Consider the following 12,105-nt stretch of genomic DNA (forward strand, 5'->3'; position numbering starts at 1 on the left):
TTATGCCTTCATTTTTATTGACCAATTATGATCTGGTGCGCACATTTGGTTGATAAAAAAAACTTTTAAAATCCATACAATTACATTTATTATCGACCATTTTTATCGACCAGCAAACCCTGATAAAAGCTATTTTGGTCGATATACTATTCAGAAACCCAATATCGTCTACCCCTTTTCTCACCCTTGTAGTGAACGACTCTATCCTTCACGAGCCCTTCAATGGTTCGCTTGATCCGCCTGCGATTGATCTCAGTCCCGATACGGCGATGGATATCACCAATTGCCGATCCAGGATACCTCTTCAGGTCTTCAATAACTAGTGCCCTTAACCTGTGAGGCTCGATTCGCTTTAATGTAGTTTGTCCTGAAAAATCCATGCGTCTTAAAAGTGTAGGTTCGATAAAATATCGCGTTGCCCGCGTTCGACCGCTTTGTTGAACAAGATTCAGTTCTTGCAGTCTTCCCATCCAGGATGTTAGCGCACCTGTGTGTTCAAGATTGAGACAATCTGCAAGTTCGCGGGCTGTCAATGCTTCATGCTGGGCCAACAAACCAAGAGTGATCCGTTCCCGCTGGGTCAGTTGAAAGGTTTGATCCGCCTTAGTGATGAAATCTATCACCTCTGGTTTTAACACTCTCCGACGAATAGTTACTTCCACCCGGTCCGGGCCTTCCTTGAGTTCTGGAACAGGTCGCCCTTGAGAAAGCAAGACTTCATAAATTTTGTCGTAACCGCTACCTTCTCGTTCCATGAGCTTTAAATCATGAAACACCCGGGCCAAGTGCTCGTTGCGGCGCACAGTGATGTGTAAGATATTTCGTGGTGTAACTCCTAAGGGTAGCAGCCCCGGATTAACTATCTCAAGCCGGTCATGATACAAATTGAGAAAAATATCACCCCGTTGCGTATAAGGCCGGTGCACTAACGCATTGACCAGCAGTTCTCGGACAACCACCTCGTCATAGAGGGGCAGATGTTGCCTGAAAAGTCCGTTTGGCAGTTCATAGTACTCCTGAAAGTCCGGAATCCCCTGCCACACTGCCTCCACCAGCTCCATAGGTGACAGAGTATGGTCATCCCAAACCAATTTATTCACTTTGTTGCCGCTCTCATCATACTTGATAAACTGAATCACCGGGGCACTGCCCAGACGCGCACGGTCAGAAGATCGCCCGACGCAGAGCATACCCAGATTGGTCAGCCATGGGCCTGAGGCCAAAAGGTAGTGATCTAACAGTTCAAAATCGCTCTTTTCTTTAACTGATGGCTTTACGCGCTCCGAGTCTCGAATGCCCTGGATGAAGGCCCCCAATTTTTCCGGATCATACCGATCCCTTGGGACTTGTAAAGAAGTCAATGTTTCCCAGGGCTCAGCGCTGCGCTCTTCCAGCAGGCGTAAGACACCATCGCCAACCAATGGTTTGCAGTCGTCTGAAATCCGAATAAAATACCGTCCATCCGTGGTGGATGCAGCTGAATGAGATCTCAACACCCGTAACTCAATGTACTCCGCTCCATTGGTAGCGGTCTTTATCTCGGTTGCAACGGTTACGTTCACTGTCAGTTCACCTATGCGCTTCTGAATTTTGCCTGGAAGGTCCCTGGGTATGATTTGGCCTTCCGGTGGTTCCATGGCTCCATCCTCAATGCCGATAAGAATAGTCCCTCCTCTGGCATTGGCAAAACATACGCACTCCTTGGCCAGTTCCTTCCAATCGGCTCTCCGACCGGTGACTATGCGCAACGATTTTTGCTCAATAAATTGATCCTCTCCATTCATATAACTATCTCCCCGTTCATGAGCTGTGGAAGAAGAAGGTCGAGGGCTTTCACTAAATATTCTATCATCCTATGTAGGTTTGCAATCTAATGATCTATGGGGCCTACCTGTTCTTGAAACATCTCTATCAATGTATCTGGAGGTTGAAGGAGTTCTACGTCATGAAGGTCTTTCTTAGTGATTGCAGCGAAAATTGCCCCGCGCTCCATATGTCTCTTTGAAAAAAAGTTCTTAAGACTATAAAAAAGAAAACTCTGTTGCCCACGATTAGGTCTAATAGCAGATAAGCCACGACCAATCACTATTTTGTCAAGTGTTATATTTTTTATCCGCCCCACTGATGCACGGACGCTAAGGAGGATGTCCTCAGGTTCGATGTCCGCCCGGCGGCGATAAAGGTCGCCTCGCACCCACAACTCCCGTACGCAAAGAAAGTGATTGTTCTCTGGGTTGTCAAAATCGAAAACCCGCAGACGGCCCGTGACCCTCTCCCCCTTGTCGTTACGGAAGGTCACACGGACTCCGTCTCTGAGTAACGTATACTTTTCGCGGTTGATGGCCAGGAGCGTTTGCGCCACAGTTACTGCAGTAATTTGCCGGATTGCATCATCGTAGGCGCTCTGTGGAAGCCCAGGGTTCAGTTCCAGGAGTTTTGAGCGCAGATACCGTGTGAGAACTACTTCCCGGTCTGATGCCCGGCCAAGCAGGCTATCCGGTCCGAAATCTTCGTTGTTGTAGGCATAAACCGACTCCCAGCCGAGTTCTTTTTCGAGGTACTCAGCCGTAGTCTGTTGGACCAGCGTGGATTCGGTATACTCTCTCATTCTGCCTTCCAGTGCTCTTGGTAGTTCGGCCCACCTGAAATTGGCCGGGAAGTTGGCTTGTTAATTCGAATTGTTAGTGGAATTGGAAAGTCAACACCTATAATGGCTGCCTCGCCAGGTTGCAGGTTTGGCAAAAATGACGATGCCGAACGATCAATTTCACCACAGGCTTTTTCTACAATTTCTCGATCACGCTCATTGGTCAGTCGGTGGACAACCAGTGTTCCCATTTGGCTAAAGACTTCCTCGGTAATATCACGGGGACGCTGTGTCGCTAAACAAATGTTCAAACCAAACTTCCGGCCTTCTTTCGCTATCAATTCAAATGCGTCTAGTCGAGCGATACTATCTTCCCCACCTATGGAACGACCGAGGAAACTATGAGCTTCATCTACAAAAACAACTAAAGGATGTTCCAAGAAACTGCCAGAACGAGCTTTGTTAAGGAGGTATCTGCCCAGAGCATTGGCTATGATTTCTCGTGCCTTGAATTCATATGCAATACCACTAAGACAAACACGGAGCAATCGTTTTTCAGCGTCGTTAAGAAATAAGTCTATCTTATCTATAACAGAAGGATCATCAGAACGAAATACACAAGAGAACGCAGGGGAGGTAAGTACTCCGTTGATCCTCGCGACCAGCGAGAGACAGTGAGAAAAATTGCCGTCCTCCCCACCCCATTTTGTAGTGTCTTTTCTGCCGCTTGTATAACCATCAGGCCATACGCACTCTTGTTCAATCTGGGACACTAGGTATTTAACCTCAAATGGTTGCCTCGGATCATCAAGCTTTTCTGATATTTCTGGTTCTCTTTCGGCTTCGATAATATCTTTTTTAAGCTGGTCAATCTTCTTGATAAAACCTTCTGGAGCGAGTGCTGGCTTCAATTTTGCGAGTCGGAGGCTACGAATAGCTGCTCTAAGTTTTGGGCCCTGGACCTTTCCTGCAGGCTCAAACAAGGCAATGAAATCAGATTCCTGAAAGCATGTTGGAGGCAAAGAACAAGCGACTGATTTCCTAGCTTTACGCACAGGATCTCCCAAATGGCAATGTATTACTCCTTCGCCTCTGAATTCTCTATATTCCCCTGTTGCATCTAAAAGAATAATCTTGGCCTTGTGTTTGACACATTCTTCAATAATACGCGCCGTTGTCCAACTCTTGCCACCACCTGTGGCGCCAAGTATAGCACAATGACGGCCAAAGAGCTTTTCTGGAGTGATACTGACCTTACTTTCATTTGCAACGTCTACAGAGCCCAACTCCAGTTGAATAAGTGTGTTACCACCCTCAGGGGCTATCATTAGACTTGGAATCAAAGCGATAAATTGATGCGGAGCCGCGTAAACACGGTCTCCAAGGCGAGGATAAGTATCAACGCCCGCTGTAACGCTAAAGTCAATCATTGAAATTGACCCCAGCAGTTGAATGTGGCCGATTGCATCCAACTCGATAGTCCCAACATAGTCTTGGCCAATGGTCTGCCGCTCCCCTTCGGGTAGCCGAACCTCAATGATCCGTCCAAGAAGAACGTTTTGCTGGCCTTCGATCAAAACAAACTCGCCTACTTCGCCCTTGCCATAACGAGCACCTTCAAAATGTGTCCCACTCGGGTTGCCTGCATCACGAAGATTCACATGAGCAATATAAGCCTTAACCGATGAAATGACGCCCATACGAAGTTCTGGGCGCAGAATACCGGTTCGAGCAAGATTATCGATTTCTTTTGCGATATTCATTGGCTGCCCCGAACATTTCTAATGGCTTTCTCAAGTTGTTGAGCAGGTGTAAGCGTTCTCAAGTCAGGAATGAGATATGCGAAATCCTTAAACGAAGCATTAATGAACCATATGTCCTCTCCGTTGTTGGCAAGGCTACATAGCTCTCTCCAGTAGTTATTAACTTCTGACTTAATAGAATCCTCTGCCATGAAATCTGCCACAATCAGGCGGAGTCTAGGATTGGTTGTTACAGCTGCGAGAATAGGCTCAGATAAATGATCATCATTAAAGCCGAATCCCACTACAATGAAGCATGTATTAGGCTCTCGCAGACTAGCCAGATATTGAGATATGAGTTCAAGATGTGGTTGGATATATGATTGTTGATATTTTCCTTTCGCTGGGTAAATCAGACAAGCTTCTGCTGGTGTTGGTCCATCTTTTTCTTCAATCCTACCGTCGTTAGTTCGCGCCCAGTTGACAGACCCGTGGAGCTTTAAGAGGTGAAAAACACCCTCCAAATAATCGCCATGTTCTACTGTTGCTTGCGGGCGTCGGACGAAGTCATATCCAAAATAGCGAGGGTCAAATATGCGTGGTTTAGTGTAAGAGAAACCATCAGTTATGATAAGACTCTGCAATCCTGCAGCTCGCTCAAAACATAAATCGTAGTTGGTGGTGAACACTTTTAGGCGTGGATCTCGAACTCTGCGACGGGAAAGGCGGTGCAGAAAGGTGCAATGGGCTTTGAGTTTCTCATCCAGCCAAGCGCCTGTACTTTTGTCTTTCAGAAACTCACTACATTTCTTAAGAGTAAATTCCTTGCAGCGCTCAACAAAATCACTGACATTACTATCTTCGTCAATCTGAAGATAGGCTTCACATTGAGACAATAACGCTTCGATATTATTCCCTTCTCGCTCCATATCAAATTTTACTTTTTCCATTATTTTTTTGGCATTCGCACTAGGAGTTCCGGTTTCATCCTCTATCGCGTATTTCCACAAATCTCTCATGGAAGGACCACCCACTTCTCCAAGCGAGGTTCCGCTTCCGGCCAATACTACCAAATTGGGCATCTGGAGAGAAGATAGAAGCATTTCATCAAGCACTTCCTTTGATTTTTTTGCTTTATCTTCTATCTTTTTCCTTTCCTCCTCATTGGAAATACTACTTGTATTAGGCCGAATCTCTCGCCACTCAGTTTGAGAAGGAGCAAGGAATTTAAGGATACCTGCGGTTGATCCATCCACAAGTTCTTTAGGACCTTCCGGTACTATTGTGCTCCTTGGTACATCATTCATATTGTGATCTCCCCGTTCATGAGGCGTGGAAGAAGAAGGTCGCGGGCTTTAGCAAGTGCGAGTTGCTGCTTCTTTAGTGTGCGAATTTGTTGCAGTATCTGATATGTAATATCGTTAAATTCTTGCGCTACAGCCTTTGTAGGCACAACAATCTTTAGCTTACGAAAACGGCCTTTATTGATTTCCTTATATGTAGTTCCACCTGCATGGGAGCGAATTTCTTCCACGCGCCATAATAAGTTGTAAAGAATATACATACGAAGCCACTCCTGATGAGGAACAATATTGATAAATCCCTGGTTAGTGCATACCTCCTTCTCCATCAGGGCAAAAAATCCGACTGATGCTCTGCTTGTCATTAAGATTGTATCCGGCGGAACAAGCCGCGCCGAAGACGATCTGAGCCCCGCCTCAGTGATCTTGTTTTCAGAGTCAATTAACGCTAGACAATCATTTCTTGTGACATCTGTAGGTGTTACCCAAGTAATATCACCTCCCTCCCAAAATGCTGGGTTCTTTGTCGATGGTGTACCACCTCCGATAGTATCACAAACCTCACTTATCGTTTTCTTTTCCCAGCCTTCTGGGAGGCCGTCTTTGATTTTGACGTATTCGTGGCCGGGAAATCGGAAGTGGACGAACCACTCCTTGTACAAGAGCCGCGCCGCCTGCTCCAGCAACTGAATCCGCCGCCGGTTGTTCTCGATAAGGTCGTCATAGGCAGAAAGTATAGAGGCGATGCGAACTTGTAGTGATATATCTCTGAACACCTTGACTCTGACATTTCGAAGAATCGTCTGAGTGAGAAGGGGCTGGGCCGCACCACCGGCATAGCTCCTCAATGATGAAGACAGAAGACGGTAGTACATATACCGAAGGTCACAGCCTTCCTTGCTCCTTGCAACGATGGTGTTATCCGAAGCCCAGAATCTGCCCCTACAAATTTCAACGGATCCACAGTATGCGCCTACTCTACCGATGATAATAGCGTTCTCGTGGTTGAATGAGTGTGAGCGACCAATAGGACCATTTGATCCATACACAACAAATTCTCCGTTATCAGCTCGTTTTGGAGCCTTCCCATTGAAAAAATCGAGCAGTTCCCCAAGGGGGGTGAGTTGCGGACGGATTTTCCCAACACCTGTTTGCAACTTCCGGTTTCCGCAGCCTCTTTTAGTCTTTTCCTTCAAACCTCTCACTCTACCTCCCCCTTCCGGATTGCCCGCTTCCCCTTCTCCGTCAACCTGTACTTCTGGAGCCGGCTACTTGGCTTCTCAGGGATGGTCATCTCGATATATCCCTTCTCAAGGGCAGGGTGCAGATAGTTTTCCCTGAAGGTCGGCCGGTGCTTCAAATTCAACCGTTTTCTCAACTCCCCGGATGAAAGCGGGCCGTCAACCAGTGCGCTCAAAAGCCTGATGACTGGGTCGGTTGACTGGGTCGGTGACTGGGTCGGCGATCCAGTCTGGAACTCTAGCTGTTCCTCAACCACAATCTTCTTAGCCAGGGGGAATATGAAACGCACCCGCAGGCCCAGTTCAACTATAGAAGGCTCGGGAAAGCCACTTTCCTTAGTTTCGCGGAAGATTCGCGGCACGCCGCTTCCCCATTGCTCGATCAGTCTCAATTCCCGGAAGACTCTCGCGATCACCGGGTTGCGGATCTTGGATACGCCCTGCTTCATATCCTCAACTGTGATACCTGGTGGTAGGATACCCGGATTCTCAACTTCTATTCGGTCGTCGAAAAAGGCTACGCGGACAGGACCTCCCCGTTGGGACCAGTCTGCATGCACAAGAGCATTTATCACCGCCTCGCGTAAGGGCTCGAGCGGAATGCTCCAAACGTCCCGGCGTCGCACCTCCGAGAAATCTGCCCCGCGCATAGCGTGTTTCTTCAAAAATAGCATGATGCTATCCACGGATTGAGGAAGCGGTTCATCAATCTCGATGTGGTCGAATATCCGGGCCTTGTCAGTGCCGATAAAGCGGCCGCACTGAACCCAGCAGTCAGGAAAATGAAAGGTGCGGTTATGGCCGAAAAGCAGCATTCCTCCCTTGGATGGAACGGTCTTCCCCTGGTCTCTTACAAGCAATTTTAGTGTGAGTAACGCCTGTTCGTTGAGTTCGCGTTCCCCGAAAAATGCGCGCTGTGCTGCGTCGAGGTCGAGGTCGTCGATGGAAAGGTCCGGCATGGGCATCTCGTCGAACGAGACACCTTCCACGGAGCGCCTGAGTTCAGCGATCAGTTCCCGGTCAGCCTGGCGGTTGGTAGAACCCAGACGAACGTACACGCCTTTTTCTGGTCCCTCGGATTTTAGCCAGTGAGGACGCAGGCTGCTCAGGAAGACCTCTACCAACAACAGCGTCTTGCCCTCGACGGTCGTTATTTCCACGTTCGGTACCAGTCGGGGCATGACGGCGTCGGCGATCAGGTTGCAAAGGCGCTCTTCTTCTTCCAACGGATCGGCAATGCCAACTGGCTTCCGAGTTTTATTATCCACGCCAATAAGAAGGACTCCGCCCGCGGTATTGGCGAAAGCGACAACGGTTTTAAGGATATTCCGGGGAGAGGAGACATCCCGCTTGAACTCCAGGGTCTTACCCTCGCTTTGCTTGAGCAGTCCGGAGATGGTCATATACCCAACTCCACGAAGTTCTTCCTGATCTTCTCGGCCAGTTGAATGGCCTCGGCGTTTAGCTCTTCCAGTTCCATGTGTATCTCCCGCAGGGCCTCCTCGAAATCGAAGTCTTCGTCCTCTTCTTCTGGGGCGACCCCGACATAGCGGCCCGGCGTGAGGCTCCAGTCGTTGGCCTCAATCTCGGCGATATCGACCAACTTGACCAGCCCCTCTACATCGCGGAGTTTTGCCTCAGGGAAGCGCTCTGTAAGCCAGTGGGCCTGTCTCCAGAAGTAACGGACCTGCTTGAGTTGCGCTACGGCTGCTTGCCGGGCCTCGTCAGCGGCCTTACGGGCACGGGCGACGTGTCTTTTTGACCAGGTGTCACTGGCATTAGCGTGGTATTCGTTCTCGCAGGTCTCGATCACCCGGCAGGCGAGCTTGTAAAGCAGATCCGCTTGTTTCACGAGATTTCGGCTCGTGTCGGCCAGGGAGGCGAGGCGGTTCACAGCCTTTCTGAGCGCGCCATTGGTATTTTTTTGCTTCTTCCAGGCGGCCTGTTCGTCGGCCAATGCCTTTTTGAAGGCTTCGACGTCTGCGGTGAAGGTGTCACTCGTCTTGTTCAGTTCGCTCAAGGTATCTGTGAGCGTCGTCTCATCAGGCAGGGTATCAAAAAAAGGCTTAATTGTATCAAGCAACGTGTCTATCGCGGCGCAAAACGCCGGCAATGGCTCCGTTATGTTTCCCTCGTCATCAATTTTTTTGAAACAACCCGAGGCTTCCTCCAACATGCGCGCGCAATAGTCATGCACAAGTTTGAGAAAGCGGTCCTTCTGGCCCCGATAGAGCCAAACAATAGCCAAGATGTTCTGTTGCTGTTCAGGGCTGAAGTCGTAGATCTTGCGGGTAACCTTACGGTAGATGTTCCGGGCGTCGATCATCAGCACCTTGTTGCGATGTTCTTTTGGTTTGGACCGGTTTAGGAACCACAACTCACACGGCACGGTGCGCGTGTAGAAAAAGTTGGAGCGGATGGCAATCATGATGTCCACAGCGCCAGTCTCGATGAGTTTCTGGCGGACCTTTGCCTCACCGCCTCCGGCGCTGGATGCTTGGGATGACATGACAAATCCGGCGCGGCCCTTTTCATTTAGGTAACTGTAGAAGTAGCTGATCCAAATGTAGTTGCCATTAGTGACCTTGCCTTTTTTGTTCACCCCTGGCAGGCCAAACGGCAAACGCGGGTCGTTTTTTACTTTGTCAGCGTCGATTTCATCCACGTTGAACGGGGGGTTGGCCATCACGAAATCTGCCTTACCGAGAAGCTCATGGGGATCTTCGTAGTATGTGATAGCCTTCTGGATATCGCCCTCAAGGCCATGAACAGCAAGGTTCATCTTAGCGAGCCGGATGGTAGTCGCGTTTTTCTCAAGACCGAAAAACGTAAGTTTATTCGCCGGGTTCTGATGCAATCGCTCGACGAAGCGGGCGCTTTGGACGAACATGCCGCCTGAGCCACAAGCCGGATCGAATACTATGCCGCGTTCTGGTTCAATAACATTGGCGATCAGCGAGACCAGCGAGACTGGCGTGAAAAATTCACCTCCATCGTGAGCCTTCTGGTCGGCGAACTGGGTAAGGAAGTATTCGTAGATACGGCCAAAGACGTCGCCAGATACTTTCTTTAGTTCGTCAGGATTGAGCGTGCGTAGGAGTTGCCCGAGTACATCATTATCCAGTTCCTGGTATTCGCTCTTGGGCAAGACACCGCGTAAGCTTTCGTAATCGGCCTCGATAGACTCCATGGCTTCAATGATGGCCTTGGCGCGGTCTTCAGTGTCTGGCAGGGAAACCAGATAGTCAAATTGGGCCTTGGGTTGTAGATAGATGGCACTCTTTTGAGAAAAATCCTCCTTGGTAAGTGGCCGAGTTTTGCCACAGCGCTTTGGTAGGTTGGCTTCGATCTCATCTTTGACGGCAAGATAACGGCTGTAGGCGTGGCGCAGGAAGATAAGGCCCATCACAGGCAAGAAATATTCATTGCTAGCGTAAGTAGAGTTCGCCCGCAACGTGTCCGCCGCGTTCCAAAGCCGCTTTTCAATAGCTTCGATATGTTCAAGTTGGGCCATTTTTCCTTATACCACCGACAATATGGACCTTATTAAACATCCTGCGCAATGGACTGGAAAGGCCTTTTTGAAAATCCAGTGATTGACCGATTCTCTTCAGATACCCAGGTGTTTTGCGCCATTGACCACCTCAACCCATTGTGTTTGGGTATTCATAATGTAAGTCCGCCTATGCAGGTACGACCAGATACTCCAAAGTCAGGAAAAGTCATATAGAGTATACGCAACACTGCCTGTCGATCAAGTTTAAATACAGGGAAGAACTTTTTCTTGTGGATCTGTATCAGCGGCACTTAGGAAGGCGATGTGTTCTTCCTGAAACCTTTATACTTCCCCTATATGAACAAAACCGGGGGAAAAAAGAACTGGTTCAGGACGTATTTGGGAGGTATTCAGGTAAAGATGAACCGTGAAAAAGCACAGTAACTGCAGGTTGATATGACTGCGAAGAGCCCTAGGCATAACCGAAGCAGATAACCTTGGCCACATGAGGAACGAAGCATAAGGAAAATTTGGGCCGATATCTAGCCGTTAGGTGCCTATAAGCAACCAAGAATAGGGTGGAATATACCTAACAATCAAGAGACGCGGTGTGAAATATGCGGAATAGAGAAAAAAGATGGCTCCCCGGGACGGACTCGAACCGCCAACCTAGTGGTTAACAGCCACCCGCTCTGCCGATTGAGCTACCGGGGAGCAGTTCGTTGTGCGTTACTTTAGCAAGTAGCGCGGATTAAGTCAATAGCTGACGTAAGACCGAAAAAAAGCCCCTGACGAGGCAGGGGCTAAAAATAATTCCCGGCGGTGACCTACTCTCCCACCCACTGACGGGGCAGTACCATCGGCGCTGAGGGGCTTAACTTCCGTGTTCGGAATGGGAACGGGTGTTTCCCCCTCGCCATTGCCACCGGAAAATTGTGTTCAATACCATATTCAAAAACTTATAAATAAATATGGGTTATCTTCTGCGTTTAATACCGATTGCGTCCATTCCTGGAAAGACCAGTATAAAAAGCTATGGTCAAGCCGCACGCCCAATTAGTATCGGTAGGCTGAGAGTGTTGCCACTCTTACACCTCCGACCTATCGACCTCGTGTTCTCCGAGGGGGCTTCAGGGGCTTACGCCACGGGAGAACTAATCTTGGGGTGGGCTTCCCACTTAGATGCTTTCAGCGGTTATCCCATCCGAACATAGCTACCCAGCGATGCCCTTGGCAGGACAACTGGAACACTAGAGGTTCGTCCATCCCGGTCCTCTCGTACTAGGGACAGCTCCCCTCAGTTCTCCTACGCCCGCAGCAGATAGGGACCAAACTGTCTCACGACGTTTTAAACCCAGCTCACGTACCGCTTTAATCGGCGAACAGCCGAACCCTTGGGACCTGCTCCAGCCCCAGGATGCGATGAGCCGACATCGAGGTGCCAAACCTCCCCGTCGATGTGAACTCTTGGGGGAGATCAGCCTGTTATCCCCGGAGTACCTTTTATCCGATGAGCGATGGCCCTTCCATGCGGAACCACCGGATCACTAAGGCCTGCTTTCGCACCTGCTCGACTTGTAGGTCTCGCAGTCAAGCTCCCTTATGCCTTTACACTCTACGGCTGGTTTCCAATCAGCCTGAGGGAACCTTCGCGCGCCTCCGTTACCTTTTAGGAGGCGACCGCCCCAGTCAAACTACCCGCCAGGCACTGTCCCTGACCAGGCTTACTGGCCCAGGT

At 49.3% G+C, this 12,105-nt stretch carries 7 protein-coding genes, 1 tRNA gene and 2 rRNA genes (1 of these 10 running past the window's edge); all 10 read right to left on the reverse strand.

The annotated features are described in order from the left end of the window. Positions 1–146: 146 nt before the first annotated feature. Positions 147–1,784 carry an ATP-binding protein gene (locus tag DBT_RS04630; RefSeq protein ID WP_067616989.1) on the reverse strand — a complete coding sequence of 546 codons (1,638 nt, stop codon included), beginning with the start codon at positions 1,782–1,784 and terminating at the stop codon, positions 147–149. 86 nt (positions 1,785–1,870) lie between these two features. After that, positions 1,871–2,608, reverse strand: a complete 738-nt coding sequence (locus DBT_RS04635; RefSeq protein WP_067616992.1) for a type I restriction endonuclease — start codon at positions 2,606–2,608, stop codon at positions 1,871–1,873. After that, positions 2,605–4,350, reverse strand: a complete 1,746-nt coding sequence (locus DBT_RS04640; RefSeq protein ID WP_067616995.1) for an ATP-binding protein — start codon at positions 4,348–4,350, stop codon at positions 2,605–2,607. Before DBT_RS04640 ends, DBT_RS04635 begins: the two co-directional genes overlap by 4 nt. Next, complete coding sequence (locus DBT_RS04645; protein WP_083186632.1) at positions 4,347–5,636, reverse strand: SIR2 family protein; 1,290 nt, start codon at positions 5,634–5,636, stop codon at positions 4,347–4,349. Before DBT_RS04645 ends, DBT_RS04640 begins: the two co-directional genes overlap by 4 nt. Then, on the reverse strand, positions 5,633–6,826 hold the full coding sequence (locus tag DBT_RS11935) for a restriction endonuclease subunit S (protein WP_161939912.1): 1,194 nt from the start codon (positions 6,824–6,826) through the stop codon (positions 5,633–5,635). Before DBT_RS11935 ends, DBT_RS04645 begins: the two co-directional genes overlap by 4 nt. A gap of 5 nt (positions 6,827–6,831) precedes the next feature. Then, positions 6,832–8,274 carry an AlbA family DNA-binding domain-containing protein gene (locus DBT_RS04655; RefSeq protein WP_067616998.1) on the reverse strand — a complete coding sequence of 481 codons (1,443 nt, stop codon included), beginning with the start codon at positions 8,272–8,274 and terminating at the stop codon, positions 6,832–6,834. Beyond that, complete coding sequence (locus tag DBT_RS04660) at positions 8,271–10,385, reverse strand: class I SAM-dependent DNA methyltransferase (RefSeq protein WP_067617000.1); 2,115 nt, start codon at positions 10,383–10,385, stop codon at positions 8,271–8,273. The genes DBT_RS04655 and DBT_RS04660 overlap by 4 nt, the downstream gene beginning before the upstream one ends. Positions 10,386–11,005: 620 nt before the next feature. Next, a tRNA-Asn gene (locus DBT_RS04665) sits at positions 11,006–11,081 on the reverse strand. Positions 11,082–11,181: 100 nt separating this feature from the next. Continuing rightward, positions 11,182–11,297 (reverse strand): 5S ribosomal RNA (gene rrf / locus DBT_RS04670). Positions 11,298–11,402: 105 nt separating this feature from the next. After that, positions 11,403–12,105, reverse strand: a 23S ribosomal RNA gene (locus tag DBT_RS04675) (it continues 2,248 nt past the right edge of the window).

This window comes from Dissulfuribacter thermophilus (assembly GCF_001687335.1).
Lineage (GTDB): Bacteria > Desulfobacterota > Dissulfuribacteria > Dissulfuribacterales > Dissulfuribacteraceae > Dissulfuribacter > Dissulfuribacter thermophilus.

Coding starts and splice junctions, on each gene's coding strand:
- DBT_RS04630 (WP_067616989.1), bottom strand. CDS start 1,784: ATGAATGGAGAGGATCAATTTATTGAGCAAAAATCGTTGCGCATAGTC.
- DBT_RS04635 (WP_067616992.1), bottom strand. CDS start 2,608: ATGAGAGAGTATACCGAATCCACGCTGGTCCAACAGACTACGGCTGAG.
- DBT_RS04640 (WP_067616995.1), bottom strand. CDS start 4,350: ATGAATATCGCAAAAGAAATCGATAATCTTGCTCGAACCGGTATTCTG.
- DBT_RS04645 (WP_083186632.1), bottom strand. CDS start 5,636: ATGAATGATGTACCAAGGAGCACAATAGTACCGGAAGGTCCTAAAGAA.
- DBT_RS04655 (WP_067616998.1), bottom strand. CDS start 8,274: ATGACCATCTCCGGACTGCTCAAGCAAAGCGAGGGTAAGACCCTGGAG.
- DBT_RS04660 (WP_067617000.1), bottom strand. CDS start 10,385: ATGGCCCAACTTGAACATATCGAAGCTATTGAAAAGCGGCTTTGGAAC.